Annotated in this window: 14 protein-coding genes; 8 read left to right on the plus strand and 6 right to left on the minus strand. The window is 66.5% G+C overall.

Features of this window, described 5'->3' with window-relative positions:
- Positions 1-83: 83 nt before the first annotated feature.
- Entirely contained in the window at positions 84-2,183 is a 2,100-nt protein-coding gene (locus JY500_RS20090) for a C1 family peptidase (RefSeq protein ID WP_206254353.1), read from the plus strand.
- Between the two features lie 9 nt (positions 2,184-2,192).
- Here JY500_RS20090 and JY500_RS20095 read toward each other — a convergent pair whose 3' ends face one another.
- On the minus strand, positions 2,193-2,450 hold the full coding sequence (locus JY500_RS20095; RefSeq protein WP_206254354.1) for a hypothetical protein: 258 nt from the start codon (positions 2,448-2,450) through the stop codon (positions 2,193-2,195).
- 24 nt (positions 2,451-2,474) lie between these two features.
- Positions 2,475-2,936: a TerB family tellurite resistance protein gene (locus tag JY500_RS20100; protein ID WP_172202495.1), complete on the minus strand. Its 462-nt coding sequence runs from the start codon at positions 2,934-2,936 to the stop codon at positions 2,475-2,477.
- A gap of 134 nt (positions 2,937-3,070) precedes the next feature.
- Here JY500_RS20100 and JY500_RS20105 point away from each other — a divergent pair, with 134 nt between their 5' ends.
- The gene (locus JY500_RS20105) at positions 3,071-3,967 is read left to right on the plus strand and encodes a LysR family transcriptional regulator (protein ID WP_206254355.1); all 897 of its coding nucleotides are present in this window, start codon (positions 3,071-3,073) and stop codon (positions 3,965-3,967) included.
- Between the two features lie 54 nt (positions 3,968-4,021).
- Positions 4,022-5,107: a threonine aldolase family protein gene (locus JY500_RS20110; protein WP_206254356.1), complete on the plus strand. Its 1,086-nt coding sequence runs from the start codon at positions 4,022-4,024 to the stop codon at positions 5,105-5,107.
- Positions 5,108-5,116: 9 nt separating this feature from the next.
- On the opposite strand, the gene rlmF is transcribed toward JY500_RS20110, so the two are convergent.
- The 4 genes from rlmF to JY500_RS20130 form a co-directional block, all read right to left on the minus strand.
- Positions 5,117-6,076 (minus strand): 23S rRNA (adenine(1618)-N(6))-methyltransferase RlmF, encoded by a 960-nt coding sequence (rlmF, locus tag JY500_RS20115; RefSeq protein ID WP_206254357.1) that lies wholly within the window; start codon positions 6,074-6,076, stop codon positions 5,117-5,119.
- A gap of 82 nt (positions 6,077-6,158) precedes the next feature.
- Complete coding sequence (locus JY500_RS20120) at positions 6,159-6,737, minus strand: hypothetical protein (protein WP_206254358.1); 579 nt, start codon at positions 6,735-6,737, stop codon at positions 6,159-6,161.
- Positions 6,734-8,581 carry a glycoside hydrolase family 31 protein gene (locus JY500_RS20125; RefSeq protein ID WP_206254359.1) on the minus strand — a complete coding sequence of 616 codons (1,848 nt, stop codon included), beginning with the start codon at positions 8,579-8,581 and terminating at the stop codon, positions 6,734-6,736. Before JY500_RS20125 ends, JY500_RS20120 begins: the two co-directional genes overlap by 4 nt.
- Positions 8,582-8,614: 33 nt before the next feature.
- Positions 8,615-9,070 (minus strand): c-type cytochrome, encoded by a 456-nt coding sequence (locus JY500_RS20130; RefSeq protein WP_172202490.1) that lies wholly within the window; start codon positions 9,068-9,070, stop codon positions 8,615-8,617.
- A gap of 224 nt (positions 9,071-9,294) precedes the next feature.
- Here JY500_RS20130 and JY500_RS20135 point away from each other — a divergent pair, with 224 nt between their 5' ends.
- From JY500_RS20135 to JY500_RS20155, 5 genes are all read left to right on the plus strand, one after another.
- A complete protein-coding gene (locus tag JY500_RS20135) occupies positions 9,295-9,450 on the plus strand; it encodes a hypothetical protein (protein ID WP_206254360.1) in 156 nt (51 codons plus the stop codon).
- A gap of 19 nt (positions 9,451-9,469) precedes the next feature.
- Positions 9,470-11,500, plus strand: a complete 2,031-nt coding sequence (locus JY500_RS20140) for a sensor histidine kinase (RefSeq protein ID WP_206254361.1) — start codon at positions 9,470-9,472, stop codon at positions 11,498-11,500.
- 45 nt (positions 11,501-11,545) lie between these two features.
- On the plus strand, positions 11,546-12,043 hold the full coding sequence (locus JY500_RS20145) for a GNAT family N-acetyltransferase (RefSeq protein ID WP_206254362.1): 498 nt from the start codon (positions 11,546-11,548) through the stop codon (positions 12,041-12,043).
- A gap of 57 nt (positions 12,044-12,100) precedes the next feature.
- Positions 12,101-12,853 (plus strand): LytR/AlgR family response regulator transcription factor, encoded by a 753-nt coding sequence (locus JY500_RS20150; protein ID WP_206254363.1) that lies wholly within the window; start codon positions 12,101-12,103, stop codon positions 12,851-12,853.
- A gap of 81 nt (positions 12,854-12,934) precedes the next feature.
- On the plus strand, positions 12,935-14,140 hold the full coding sequence (locus JY500_RS20155) for a PQQ-dependent sugar dehydrogenase (protein ID WP_206254364.1): 1,206 nt from the start codon (positions 12,935-12,937) through the stop codon (positions 14,138-14,140).
- The last annotated feature ends 269 nt before the right edge of the window (positions 14,141-14,409 follow it).

The raw sequence follows: 14,409 nt of genomic DNA on the forward strand, positions 1-14,409 counted from the left end.
CGCGCTCGCACGGTTCATCTCCCGCGAGGCACGCTCGCCTGCTAGCCTGAAGGCTAGCGACATACTTTCAGGAGCCCACCGCCATGCCCGAACGCACGCTCAAACTTGGCAGTCGCCTGATCCTGCTGGATGCGCGGCCTGATCGGCTCGATCTGCGCGACCTGCCCTACCGCCCGCCGGTGACAAGCTTGCCGCAGCGCTGGCCGGATGACGCGGCGGTAGCGAAGCTCTTGCCGGCGTATCGCAAGGCCGGGCTGGTGCTGGATCAGAAGAAGGATGGCGCCTGCACCGGCTTTGGCCTGGCGGCGGTGGTGAACTTCCTGCGCTGGCGTGCCAGCGGCTTTACCCTGAACGCCTCGCAGCGCGTGAGCCCCTGGATGTTCTACCAACTCGCCCGCGTCTACGATGAGTGGCCGGGCGAGCGCTACGAAGGGTCGTCGGCACGCGGCGCGCTGAAGGGTTGGCACCGTCACGGGGTGTGCCTCGAGACGCTGTGGGGCGCACGCGGGCGACGGCCGAATTCGAAATGGGCCGAGGATGCGGTCACGCGGCCGCTCGGTGTGTACTACCGGGTCGATCGGCAGTCAGTGGTCGACCTGCAAGCAGCTATCTCGCAGGCAGGTGCAGTGTATGTCGCGGCGAACGTCCATGCCGGCTGGCATCTCAAACCACGCAAGGGCAGCGCCCGTGTGTCACATGCCAGCCTGCCGGCGATCACACGCCAGCCGGGTATGGGCGGCCATGCCTTCGCATTGGTCGGCTACAACGAGAACGGCTTCGTCGTGCAGAACTCCTGGGGTGAGGATTGGGGCGCCGGCGGTTTCGCACTGCTGCCCTACGAGGACTGGGCCGACAACGGGCTCGATGCATGGGTCGCCGGGCTGGGCGTGCCCCTGGCGATCGGCGGCGCCAATGGCGGGCGCGGCACACCGGCGAAAAGCCGCCAGTTCTTCGTGGCTTCACGCAGCGGTGGAAGCGGCTTGCTGTCGTCGTCGAACGATGCACAGGCCACTGCCGCAAACACGTGGAGTGAAGAGGCCGCTTACTGGCACACCCTGGTCACCGGCAACGATGGCACCGTGCTGCGCCGGCTGCCGCAGGTTGCGGACGGTGCCGACAACGCACGCTTCGTCGCCTACGAACAACCGCTCGCACGCTTCAAGGCGCAGGCCAAGGGCAGCCCGCGGCGGCTGGTGGTGTACGCGCATGGCGGGCTCAACAGTGAAGCCGATTCGATCAAGCGCATCCGCAGTCTTGGCCCCGCCTTCGATGACAACGGCCTGCATCCGCTTTTCGTAACCTGGAAGAGTGGTTGGGCGGAGGTGATCGGCCAGATGCTGGCGGACGGCTTCCGCAAGAACTTCCCCGGCGAGGATGAACCCGCACGCGGTCTTGGCGACCGCATTGTCGACGCAACGGACCGGGCACTGGAGGCCTTGTGTCGCCAGCTGCTGGTGCGCGCGATGTGGAGCGAGATGAAGGAAAACGTCGCCCGAGCCGAGTACGACGGCCAAGGCCTCGACGCGCTGGCTACTCAGATCGCCGCGCTGGCGAAGGATGCCGGCAAGGGTTTCGAACTCCACCTGGTCGGCCACTCGGCAGGGTCTTTCGTCTGCGGTCGATTGCTGAGCGAACTGGCCAAGCATTCGGTCAGTGCAGCAAGCTGCACGCTCTACGCGCCCGCTTGCGATCTGGATTTCGCACTGACGCACTACAAGGCGGCGATCGACAGCGGCCAGCTACCGGCGGCGCGTTTTGATATCCATGCTTTGTCCGATCGGCGCGAACTGGACGACAGCGTCGGCCCGTATCGCAAATCGCTGCTCTACCTGGTGAGCCGCGCGCTGGAGCGCTGGCACAAGACGCCGCTGCTGGGCATGGCGAGCGCCTTCGACCCTGCCTGCAACAGCGGCGAGTACTGGCATCGCGATGCGCTCGGGAGCGTCACTGCGTGGCAGGCGTTCTGGTGGGGCACAACCGCACCAAGCGGGTTCGCCGACGACCCTGCGAAGTTGGCAGACGGGCGCCTGCATCTGCTCGATGCTGCGCAGGTCAGCAATGGTGCGCGCCAGATCGCCACTGCGCACGGTTGCTTCGACAACAGCGTCGACATCGTGCGCGCCACGATAGAGCGCATGACGGGCAGCCCCGCCACCGCGCCGTTCGGGCCGCTCACGGGCTAATCCGCAGCCTTACAGGCGGGCGATCTCGCGATAGCGCTGCAAGCGTGTATCCAACGGCTCGCCCCTCTGCGCAGCATCACGCCCAGCGGCGACGGCCCCGCCGCGCACCGCATCGCTGAAGCTGACGCGAGCCGACTCCTCCACCTCGGGCATGTCGGCCCGCTCATCGACAGGCACGCGATCGCGGCGCACCGCAAGATCCCGCAGCCAGGGCGAACGCGCCAGGCTGGTGGCGGCAACGCCGGTCGAGCGGTCTTGCGCAAACATGGCATGTACTCCGCTCTGCTGCGTTCAGCAGTCCGCGCTCGGCATACCCAGCGGCCTGCGCTCACTTCGCCGCAGGCGCGCGCCGTTCGCCACGTCGTACAGATCGAGATTCCAGGCCTTCATCGCCTGGTTCACCAGTACCGCCTCGCCGTCGGCAAGCCGCCCGTCGGCATTCACGATGTCGAGTACCGCACGCAGCATGCGCTTACGCGTCAGCGGGTCCTGGATATCCGCGAGCAGCGCGTCGATCGTGTCTTCGTCCAGCTCGATCTGACCCGACTCGCCACGGTTTGCGGAGACCAGCATGTCCTCGCAGAACTCGCGCACCACGCGATCGAAGCGAGGGTGATCCAGACCGAGGCGCGAAACGACTTCATGACGCTCGAGCGCCTCGATCTCGTTGAGATCGATCGCGCCGTCGGCCAGCAGTGCAAGGGCGACAACGCGGGCCTTTGCTTCGGGGCTATCAGAGGGGTAGTGGCGCATGGTGTTCTCCTGTTCGCATGAATCGGCCTGGGTTCGCTGCCAACCATCGCAGCGTCTTGGGTGCAAGATTGCCAAGCGCAGCGCATTAGCACCAATTAAACTAATTGTTATCTCGCATTTGCTCCGACTAATCCATGCCGCGCCGCCGCATTACCTTCCGCCAGCTCGAAACGTTTGCCGCCGTCGCCCGCCTGCAGAGCTTCACGCGTGCAGCCGATGCGCTGCACCTGACGCAACCGGCCGTATCGATCCAGATCCGCCAGATCGCGGATGCGATCGGCCTGCCGCTGTTCGAACAGCACGGGCGCGAAGTGCTGCTGACCAGCGCCGGTGAAGAGCTGTTGGAGACGGTGCGCAGCCTGGACGATGTATGGAACCGGTTTGAATCGGCCATCGACGACATCAAGGGCCTGCGGCGCGGCAAACTGCGGGTGGCCCTGGTCACCACGGCCAAGTACTTTCTGCCACGGATGCTCGGCGCGTTCTGCAAGCGCTACCCGGAGATCGACATCGAGCTCGAGATCGCCAGCCGCGACAAGATTATCGAGCGCCTGCGCGGCAACCAGGATGACCTTTACGTGATGTCGCATCCGCCGGCCGATATCGATATCGTCAGCTACCCGTTCCTCGATAACGAATACGTCGTGATCGCGCCACTCAATCACCATGCCGTTGGCCAAAGCGTGACGCTGCGGGATCTGGCGGACGAGCCTTTCCTGCTGCGCGAAACCGGCTCGGGCTCCAGACTCGCGGTGGACCAGCATCTGCGGGAGACCGGCATCGCGCTCAAGGTGCGGCTATCGCTGGCCAGCAACGAGGCAATCCGCGAACTGGTCGCCAGTGGCATGGGCCTGGCGATCCTGTCGCGCCACGCGCTCGGCGGGCAACCTGCCGAGGCCGGGATTGCGGTACTCGACGTTACGGACTTTGTGCTCAAGCGACCATGGACGGTGGTCCACCTTCGCAGCAAACTCCTGTCTTTGCCGGCGCAGGCCTTTCTCGACGCACTGCTGCATACCGGGCTCGCCTAATCGGACGACGCCCTTGCGGGCCACGCCGCACAACATCCAACAAGAGGGACCCCAATGTCTTCCGCGCCCCCCAACTTCACCGACGTCCTCTCTGGCGCAGGCCCACGGCGGCCGATGCGCGAGGTGTTGCGCGAACTCGCCGATTCACTCGATGACAGCGCCTACCTCGACAACTACGGCGAGGGCGAATACCTCGCCGCTTTCGAGGCGGAAGTCGCCCATATGTTCGGTAAGGAGGCGGCCGTCTTCCTGCCCTCCGGCACGCTGGCGCAATTGATCGCACTACGGGTGTGGTGCGGGCGGCGCGGCAACTTCAGCGTTGCGATGCACCCGAGCGCGCATCCGGAGTTCGCCGAGCATGGCGGCTATCACTTCCTGCACGGCATGCAGCGCTTGCAGTTCGGCGCGCCGGAGTTCGCTGCCGAGCGCATGCCCACCGCCAAGGATTTCGAAGCCCTCGGCCAGACGCCGGGGTGTGCCTTGCTGGAACTGCCCTGCCGGCCGCTCGGGGGTCAGCTGCCGCCGTGGGACGACCTCGTCGCCACCCGCGACTGGGCGAAGGCGCGCGGGGTGCCGCTGCATCTGGATGGCGCACGGATCTGGTCCTGCCGCCCGTTCTACGGCAAGACCTACGCCGAGATCGCGGCGCTGTTCGACAGCGTCTACGTCTCCTTCTACAAGGACCTCGGCGGCCTCAGCGGCGCGATGCTGCTGGGCAGCGCGGATTTCATCCGCGAGGCGCGGGTGTGGCAGGTACGACACGGCGGTCGGCTGCGCACGCAGGGGCCATTCGTGGCGGCGGCGCGCACCGGCCTACAGCGGACGCTGCCGCACATCGACCAGTGGGTGGCCCGCGCGCAAGCGGCGGCGGAGATCCTCTCGCGCTTCGATGCAATCACGGTCAACCCGACCGTGCCGCAGGTGAACTTCTTCCAGCTCTATATCCGTGGCGACGCCGCCGCACTCACCGAGCGACACCACGCGCTGGCGAAGGAAACCGGCATCTTCCTGTTTCACGCGCTATCGCCCACCGTGGTGCCCGGCCTCGCCCGCACCGAGATCCACTGCTGGGCGCCGGCGATGGACTTCGACCTCGAGCGGCTCGCGCCCTTTGTCGAACGCCTGTTGGCGGCGGATTGAGCGGGCCGCTCAGGCGCGCCGCTCGTCCTCGTCGAAGTAAGTCCAGGCGAGGATGCGGCTGCGCTTCTGCCCTTGCGCCATCTCGATCACGCGGTGCTCGCGCGCACCGACCGCGCGCAGCGCCCGTTGCGCCACCGGGATGGTCGTCGCCTTCGAGACGAGCGAGCTGAACCAAAGGCACTGTTCGCTGTAATCAGCGCTCTCCGCGATCATGCGGCGGATGAAGCCTTCTTCGCCGCCGGGGCAGTGCAATTCCGCACCGTGCCCGCCGAAGTTGAGTCGTGGCGCTGCGCCCTGCGGATCGGCCTTGCCAAGGTTGCGCCACTTGCGTTCGCTGCCCGCACGCGCTTCGGCCAGCGAGGCATGGAAAGGCGGGTTGCAGAGCGTCAGGTGGAAGCGTTCGCGCTCGCCGATCATGCCGCGGAAGATCGCGCGCGCGGTCGGTTGAAGGCGCAGCTCAATCGCCTGGCCGAAGCGCGGGTTTGCGTCCAGCGCGGCCTGCGCGCAAGCCAGCGCATCACGGTCGATATCGAAGCCGACAAAGTGCCAGCCGTATTCGCCATGCCCGATCAGCGGGTAGATACAGTTCGCACCGACGCCGACATCGAGCACCCGCACCGCGCCGCCCGTGGGAATCTCGCCACCATGACGCTCTGCCAGCAGGTCTGCGAGGTAGTGCAGGTAATCGGCACGGCCGGGAATTGGCGGGCACAGGTATTGCGGCGGCAGATCCCAGCCGGCGATGCCGTAGTTGAGCTTAAGCAGCGCCCGGTTGAGCGCACGCACTGCAGCCGGATCAGCGAAGTCGATCGAATCGTCGCCATACGCGTTGCGGGCCACGAAGCGGGCTAGATCCGGGCTACACCCGATCAGCTGCGCAAAGTCGTAGCGGCCGCGCTGGCGGTTGCGCGGGTGCAGGCCGCTCTTGCTGGGCGGCAGGGGCGTGAAAGGGGTTGGCGTGTGGCGCATCGGGTAACCAGGGTTTCCGCCTTGCGGCGGCAAGCCGGCATGGTAAGCCAATCCGCGCGGACGACCCTGGCAGTGGCGAAGCTCAGTCGGGCGGGAAGCCGCACATGCCGATATCGAAATCCGCTGTCGGCAAGCAGCGTAGATCGGGATGCGGGCTGCAATGCTCCTTGCGATAGCAGAATGAACCGCCACCATCGGCGCACAGCGTGGTGACGACGACTTCACTGGGCGTCCCGGCGGACTCGTCCACCAGCACGACGGTGCCGCGATACGGCGAGCGCCGATCGAACCAGGGCACATCGGTAGCGCGCGAGTGAGCCTTGAAGCGGTACGCGTGGCCGGCCTCGAACCGGTATTGCAGCACGCACACCGACTGCGGCGCCGAGTAGGCGATCGCACGTGCATCGGTGAACTCGATCCAGTGGTCACCCGGCGCGAACTCGGCGCGTCGCGCGGCCCAAGGGAAGCCGGCCATGCGCTCGCCATCCACCGCCGAGATGAAGATCTCGCCGCTGTAGATCAGGTACTCGCGGAAGTAGCCTTCAAGGCTGGCGATCTCGTCGCGCGGCCGGTCGAGCTGCGGATACGTCGCCCAGGTATGGCAGCCGGCCAGGCCCAGCGCTGCACACAGCAACGCGCGGCACCGACCGCGCGTGCTCACGCAAGCCTCAGGAACATCGGCAACACCTCGAGTGGCGCGGGGTAGGCGCGCAGCCAGCCGCCGGCGAACTCGGCTTCGCTCCAATAGTCGCGCCAGCGGCCCGGCGGCAGCCAGATGTCGCGCGCGGTCTGGCCCTCGACCAGCACCGGCGCGACGAGCAGGTCGTCGCCGAGCAGGTACTGGTCGGCAATCGCGGCGGCTTCGGCGCGATCCGGCGCAGTCCAGATCATCGGCCGGATCGGTGGCGTGCCATCCACAGTCGCCTGCCGTGCAGCGGCGAGCCGCCGCGGGGCGAGCGCGACATGCAGGTCGGCATAGCGCCGGCAGATTGCGTCGACGGCCTCGCCCAATTCCCAGGGCGGGATCGAGAACTGGATTGCGAGCATCGGTGCGCAGGCCTGGGTCCAGCGGATCATCAGCTCGGGCGACACGGTGTTGCCGTAGGCATTGCCGCCGACCATGTCGGGCAATACGAAGGGGTAGCCGACCAGACCCAGTGCAAGTGCCTGCGTGACGACGGACGCCAGGCCGTTGTCCTCACCCCAGGTGCTGAACTTGTCCCACTGGCGGTAGAGGATCGCGTTGCGCTGCCCGCGCCAGCCGCAGCGGGCTTCGCCGTAGGGGAAGTGCTCCGCGGCGAAATCCGCCCACAGCCGGCTGTATTCGCTGCGCTCGATCGGTGTGTGTGTGACTGCATCGGCGGGCAGGAAGTTGGCTTCGCCGGCGTCGAACTTGTAGCCCGCGATGCCAGTGGCGACCTGCAGCGCCTTGAGCTTCGCCGCCCACCAGTCTCGTGCGGCAGGGCTCGTCAGATCGAGCAGGCAGGCTTCGCCCTGCCACCAGCGCACCCGGTACGGCGATCCGTCTGCATGGCGTACCACGTGGCCCAGCGCTTGCGCCTCGGCGGTGTTCGCGGCGCCGTCGGCAAGGAAGGGCGTGATCCACAGCGTCGTGGCAAAGCCCAGCTCTTGCAACGTGGCGACCAACCCGGCGGCGTCGGGAAAGCGTTGCGGATCGAACTCAGTGGCGCCGTAGGCGGCCTGCCAGCGGTCGTCGATTTCCAGCGTCGCGCCGGGGTAGGCGTGAGCGCGGATCGCATGCGCGAATTCGAGCACCCGCTCGGCGTTGATATCGGCCTTGTACTTCGCCCAGGTGGTCCAGATCGGCGCAGCGAGCAAGGGTTCGGCCGGGATCGCCTTGGGGTGACCAAACACACCGAGCGCCTCGCGATAGGCGCCGGGCAGGTCGCCCGCGCAGATCAGGCGCAGGCTTGTCGGCTGCGTAGCGTGCAACACAAGCCGGCGCGCGGTCGGATCGGCGCTGAGCGTCGGTCGCACACCGTCGGCCTCGAACACGGACACCCAGCCGCGCCCGGCATCGCCCGCAGCAGCATCGCCCATCGGGTTGATGCCGGCGTGCAACGCCTCGCTGAGCACTTCGGACTGCACTGCGATGCCGCTCGACGTCAGCCACAGCGCTTCCTGGATGCAGCCGTGTCCGGCCGGGCCGTTGTCCCAGCTCATCAAGGGCGACGGCGCCAAGCTCATGCGGTCGAGCGGAAACACCTGGCGGACGAAGCTGCCTTGCCCGTACCAGTGGGCGTGGGCAGGGATCTCGATGCTCAGTGTCGCGCCGGCCGGCAAGTGGAGTCGCCAGGATCCGCCTTCGGGCACGGCCAGCACGGCAGCGGCATGAGTGCGCGTGTCGCCGGCCTCGACCAGTTCGATACGCTGGGTCGTGCCGCTGGCCGACAAGTCCGCCAGCACGCTGCCGTAGCGGTATAGCGCTGCATGCGGGCCGTGGGGCCGCAGTGTCACGGCGTCAAGCGGCGGGTTGCCTGTCATGGTGCGGCCTCCGTCAGCGCCCTCGCGCAACAATCAGGACTGACGGAACTGATCGTGGCAGCGGGTGCATGTTTGCTCAAGCCGGCTCGCCGCCGGTTTGATGGCGTCGAGTGAGCGCTTGCGCGACGCCTCAAGCAATGCATCGGCATCATCCTGAACCTGCTTGGCCAGTTGATGGAAGGCCTCGGGCTGTTGCCACACGGCGTCCTTCGCGCGCCCGACCTCGCTCGCCTGCTTCATCTCCGGGAACAGCGGCCAGGGTTGGCGTGAGAGGCGCTGCAGCGCTTCGGCATCGCGTATCGCCGCATCGGCGTCGTAGTCCTGCTTCTCTTTCACATAGGCGAGCAGATGTTCGCGCGCCTTGGTCATCTCCTTGAAGACCTTGCGCCGCTGCGCCACGGGAGAATTGGGATCGACGCGGTCACAGCCAGCGACGCCGGCCAGCATCAAAACAAGAAGAACTGAGGACGACAGGCGAAACGAAGACATCGGAACTCCACAAACGAATGGCTGGGCGCAGCATCTTGCTTCCCTCCCGCCATGATGCCAGCCCGACGAGGAACGCGTTCGGCGCCAACCGATCACCCCCCGTTTCTGCATTCCACGCCGAGCGGGCTGCAGTTCATCGCAGCCCGGCTGCAGCCTGCCTCGCCGCACCCTACAGTGCGCCGCAACGGCCAACACCCCGGCCGCCCCAAGCGCGAGGCCACAAAATGAAAGGCTCCACCCTGATTGCCCTGCTTACCGCCGGCGCGATCCTGCTGTTCGCGGCAGTCGCCTTCGGCGGCGAACTGCCCCCCTTCCCCGGAACGCTCTCCGGTATCGTCGTGGTCTCGGCCGCGCCGAGCCTGGCCCACAAGGCCTGCTGAAACACGTACGGAACAGAACATGACTGAAGAAGCCAAGGACACCCGCAGCACTGACGCCCACAAACGGGTGGAGGGCTGGATCCGCCGGACCAACTGGAGCTCACTGCTGCTGACAGGCTTCGGCGTGTTGATTGCCCACCGCCTGATCGGTGCCACGCTGGGCATGCGCGCCTGGGTATCGGTGATCACCGCCGTCGCCATCACGATGGCCCTTTTCGGATGGAAGCTCTGGCTGGTTGGCCCGGACAGCCTCAAGACCGAGTTCCGCGAGCGCTGGCAGCGGCTGTCTGACTGGCTCGCCGTCGTCGGCTGGTGGCGGCTGATCTTTGTCAGCCTGTTTGGCTTCATTGCGGCGGGCATTGCTTCGGATGCACTGTCCGGCCACGGCGAGTTCATCGGGCTCGTCTTCGCCGCCATCCTGGTACTGATCGCCACCAAGATTGCGCGTGGCGCCCAGCCGCGCAATGGAGCCGGCGTGCTGCGCGCCGGCGACGAGGCGAAGTCGGTCGAGATCGGCCCGCACGGCATCGACGTCGTCAAACGCCATCCGGACGGCAGCATCGCCAAGCAGGTCAAGATTGGCGTAGAAGGCGTCTCGGTGCAGCGCGGCGCCGGCCCTGCAAGCGCGTCAGCCTATGGCGCAGACGTTGGCGCCGCCGAAACGGAGGACAGCACGCGCAGCTGGTTGCAGCGCCTGACCTGGGGCCGCCTGATGCTGATCGGCCTGCTACTGCTGATCGCCGCCGGCATTGCCAACAGCCTGATCAAGCCGGAAAAGCATTCGGTCGTCAAAATCATCCGCAGTGACAACGCTGATAGCAGCGCCAGCATGCCGGCCCCGCCCAAAGCGCCCGTTGCCCCCAAGGCACCGATGGCCCCCAACGCGCCGATGCCGTCACCCGCGCCGGAGGCCCGCGCCGATGCCATGGCCGAAGCCGCCGACGCAGCTGCGGACGCTGCAGACGCAGTTGCCGACGCCGCCGACGCAAGCGCCCCGGTGGCCGGGCAATCCACGCCGAAAACCCATCGCAACAAGGACTCGCAGGATGTGAAGATCGGGCCGCGCGGCATCGAGGTAATCGAACGCGATGCCGACGGCAAGGTGTCACAGCATGTGAAGATCGGCATCGATGGCATCAAAGTCACCGACGGCGGGGATAACACCGACGTGGACATCAGCGTGCCGGAGCTGCGCAGCATTCCGGGCCTGACGCCGGAGAAGGCGAAGGAAATCGAGGATCGCATCCGCAACGAGGTTGAAGCGGCCTCCGAGCGCGCACAAGACACGCAGCGCACAATCGACTTCGCGCCGATCGCCTTTCTGGTGGTGGTGAGCCTTGCCATCATGAAACTGCTCGCCGGCGGCAAACGCCGTGCGGAGCTCGATGCCGGCAGCGCCCGCGTCGCCGCCGATATGGCGCGGCTCGAACGCGAGGCGGCCGACGCCAAGCTGCACGCGATGCAGGCGCAGATCGAACCGCACTTCCTGTTCAACACCCTCGCCTCGGTCGACCAGCTGATCCGCACCGATCCGCAACGCGCCTCGCAGGTGCAGAAAACGCTGATCCAATACCTGCGTGCGGCGATTCCTCAGATGCGCGACGACGCCCAACGCAGCACGCTCGGCCGCCAGGTGAAGATGTCGCAGGCCTATCTGGAGATCATGCAGGTGCGCATGGAAGAGCGGCTCGCGTTCAGCTTCGATGCGCCGGAAGGCCTAAGCTGCGCGGAGTTTCCGTCGATGATGCTGCAGACGCTGATCGAGAACTGCATCAAGCACGGCCTTGAACCGAAACCGGAGGGTGGCCGTATCGACGTGAAGGCGGAAGTCGCCCGCGGCAAGCTGCGCGTGAAAGTCAGCGACACCGGTGTCGGCTTCACCGCAGATGCCAAGGACGGCGTCGGCCTCGCCAACATCCGCGAGCGCCTGCGCCTGCTGTATGGCAACACCGCATCGCTGACGCTCACACCGAACGAAGGCGGCGGCACCGTCGCCACGATCGAATTGCCCTACCGCGACGACGACGCGCAGCAGACGAAGGTTTGCTGACACCACCGGCCCACCCGAAAGGGTGGGCCAACAAATCAGGCCACGATGCCCACAGCGCCCCAACTCGAACTCGTCGCCGCAGGGCCGGACGACGTTGAACGCATCGAAGCGTTGATGCAGTTCTACAACTACGATCTGAGCGAAACCTGCGAAGTCCGCTTCAGCGAGGCGGGCAGCTACGCAATCCGCCCAAAGCGCGATTACCTTGCGCAGCCCGGCACCAGTGCTTACCTGATGCGGGTTGACGGCGAGCTTGCCGGCTTCGCCATCGTCGATGCGGAATGCGAGCATGCAGACAGCGACTTCAACCTCGGTTACTTCTTCATCGCTCGGCGCTTCCGCGGCCGCGGGCTCGGCAGCGCCGCCGTGCGCCAACTGTTCCGCCTGCACCGGGGCAACTGGGAGATCTATCACCTCGCGGCCAACCACGCTGCCGGCGCCTTCTGGCAACGCGTGCTGGCGGCCTGTGCGGTGGATCGACTGGAATCATCTGCCAGGACGATCCATGGCGAAGCCTGTGTCCTGTTCCGCTTCAAGGTGTGAGCGCTCTCCGCGATAATTCTGACCATTCCCGACTGGCTCACCGACGAGAGTTCAACCATGCCCACCGCCCTGATCGCCGACGACGAGCGCCTGATGCGCGACCAGATCCGCCTCGCGCTGGCCGAGGCTTGGCCGGAGCTTCAGATTGTTGGTGAAGCCAAGAACGGCGACGAAGCCGTGGAGATGGCCGAGACCCTGAAGCCGGACATCGCCTTCCTCGACATCCGCATGCCCGGCCGTACCGGCCTGGAGGCGGCACGCGAGGTGTGCCAGCACGCCCATGTGGTGTTCGTCACCGCCTACGACCAGTACGCGGTAGAGGCCTTCGAGCGCGGCGCCGTCGATTACTTGATGAAGCCGGTCGAGCAGGATCGGCTGGCGCGCACCGTCGAGCGCCTGAAAGCTCGCCTGGTCGAGCCTCCGCCGGATCTGAACCAGATGCTGATGAAGCTCGCCGGCAGCATGAACGGCGGCACGCAGAAGAGCTACCTGAAGTGGATTCAGGCCAGCGTCGGCAACGCGATCCGCATGATCGCCACGCGCGAAATCCTGTTCTTCACCGCTGACGAAAAGTACACCCGGGTGCAGACCTGCGAGTTCGAGGCGCTGATCCGCAAGCCGATCCGCGAACTGGTGGCCGAACTGGACCCGGACGAGTTCTGGCAGATCCATCGCGCGACACTGGTGAAGGTGGATGCCATCGCAGCGGTAACGCGCGACGAGCGTGGTCATCTGATGGTGTCGGTACGCGGTAATCCGGAGAAGCTCGAAGTCAGCCGCAGCTTCGGCCATCTGTTCAAGCAGATGTAACCGGCATATTGCGGCTGCCGGCCCGGCGCCGCATCATGGTGTACCCGCTCCGCTCGGGGCCGGGGCTGCCGGGGGGCTGCCATGAACACATTGATCGACTCGTCTGCCGTGTCGTCCGCACGCCGCGGCTACGTCGCTGCGTTCGCCGTCAGCATCCTGCTGCTCGCCTGCGGGGGCGGCGGCAGCGATGCGCCCGCCCCTACGCCCCCAACACCACCGGAACCACCGCCAACGACGGCGCCCAAGGCCGTCGTATTGAACGACGCACTGAGTGCGCCGTGGGGACTCGCCTTTCTGCCCGATGGCCGCATGCTGGTCACGCAGAAGGCGGGGTCGATGGTGATTCTCAGCGCAGACGGCGCCACCGTGCAGGCCACGCTCAACAACCTGCCCGCCGTGGCGAACGCAGGCCAGGGTGGCTTACTCGACGTTGCACTCGACCCGGATTTCGCCAGCACCCCCTGGATCTACTGGACGTACTCGGAGCCGGGCAGCGGCACCGAAGCCGGCCTTGCCGGCACCGCCGTGGCGCGCGGCCGCCTGGTCGGCGATGTCCTGCAGGACATCACGGTGATCTACCGTCAGGTGCCCAAGGTCAGTGGCAGCGGCCACTTCGGCTCACGCCTGGCGTTCCGCAGCGACAAGACGTTGTTCGTCACGCTCGGCGAACGCCAGAAGGGCAGCCCGGCACAGGATCTGACCACCAGCCTCGGCAAAGTCATCCGCATCAACCGGGACGGCAGCATTCCCGGCAACAACCCGAACCTTGGCGTCGCCGGTGCACGCCCCGAGATCTGGAGCTACGGCCACCGCAATCCGCAGGGCGCGGCGATCCACCCGGACACTGGCGAACTGTGGGAAACCGAGCACGGCCCCCAAGGCGGCGACGAGCTGAACATCATCCGCGCGGGTAACAACTACGGCTGGCCAATCCGCAGCTACGGCTGCAACTACGGCGACCCGATCGGCGACACCTGCCGCATCGGCGGGGGCACCCATGCGCCGGATTACACCGAACCGGTCAGCTACTGGGTGCCCACGTCGATCGCCCCGGCCGGCCTGATGTTCTACACCGGCAACCGCTTCCCGGAATGGCGCGGCAACGCCTTCTTCGGGGCACTGGCCGGCACCGCACTGTGGCGCGTCGCCCTGACCAGCGGCCAGGAAACCTCACGGGAGAAGCTCTTCGAAACGCTCGGCCAACGCATCCGTTGCGTCAAACAAGGCCCGGACGGCTGGCTCTACCTGCTGACCGACGGCGGGCAACTGGTTCGGGTTGAACGCTGAGCCAGGTTCGCAGCAAGCCTTGAGGGCTGATGGCTCCGTCTCGCACCCACCAGTCCATAGGTCGAACGCTCTGATCAGATCGTTAGCCGACTGCGACGCGCGCTTCGTCGCGTTGCAGCTTCGTCCCGCCCCGCCACCGCGAACCGGCGCATGCCAATCGGGCAAGATTCCGGACAAGCGCTGACCTTCCGCAACACCTGAGGCGCCCGCGAGGGGTGTAGTGTCACTAACACGCCAACCCTGCCTACGAGGCCCTGATGGACTCGCCC

The sequence above is a fragment of the Niveibacterium microcysteis genome (assembly GCF_017161445.1).
GTDB classification, from domain to species: domain Bacteria; phylum Pseudomonadota; class Gammaproteobacteria; order Burkholderiales; family Rhodocyclaceae; genus Niveibacterium; species Niveibacterium microcysteis.

Coding starts and splice junctions, on each gene's coding strand:
- JY500_RS20090 (WP_206254353.1), top strand. CDS start 84: ATGCCCGAACGCACGCTCAAACTTGGCAGTCGCCTGATCCTGCTGGAT.
- JY500_RS20095 (WP_206254354.1), bottom strand. CDS start 2,450: ATGTTTGCGCAAGACCGCTCGACCGGCGTTGCCGCCACCAGCCTGGCG.
- JY500_RS20100 (WP_172202495.1), bottom strand. CDS start 2,936: ATGCGCCACTACCCCTCTGATAGCCCCGAAGCAAAGGCCCGCGTTGTC.
- JY500_RS20105 (WP_206254355.1), top strand. CDS start 3,071: ATGCCGCGCCGCCGCATTACCTTCCGCCAGCTCGAAACGTTTGCCGCC.
- JY500_RS20110 (WP_206254356.1), top strand. CDS start 4,022: ATGTCTTCCGCGCCCCCCAACTTCACCGACGTCCTCTCTGGCGCAGGC.
- rlmF (WP_206254357.1), bottom strand. CDS start 6,076: ATGCGCCACACGCCAACCCCTTTCACGCCCCTGCCGCCCAGCAAGAGC.
- JY500_RS20125 (WP_206254359.1), bottom strand. CDS start 8,581: ATGACAGGCAACCCGCCGCTTGACGCCGTGACACTGCGGCCCCACGGC.
- JY500_RS20130 (WP_172202490.1), bottom strand. CDS start 9,070: ATGTCTTCGTTTCGCCTGTCGTCCTCAGTTCTTCTTGTTTTGATGCTG.
- JY500_RS20135 (WP_206254360.1), top strand. CDS start 9,295: ATGAAAGGCTCCACCCTGATTGCCCTGCTTACCGCCGGCGCGATCCTG.
- JY500_RS20140 (WP_206254361.1), top strand. CDS start 9,470: ATGACTGAAGAAGCCAAGGACACCCGCAGCACTGACGCCCACAAACGG.
- JY500_RS20145 (WP_206254362.1), top strand. CDS start 11,546: ATGCCCACAGCGCCCCAACTCGAACTCGTCGCCGCAGGGCCGGACGAC.
- JY500_RS20150 (WP_206254363.1), top strand. CDS start 12,101: ATGCCCACCGCCCTGATCGCCGACGACGAGCGCCTGATGCGCGACCAG.
- JY500_RS20155 (WP_206254364.1), top strand. CDS start 12,935: ATGAACACATTGATCGACTCGTCTGCCGTGTCGTCCGCACGCCGCGGC.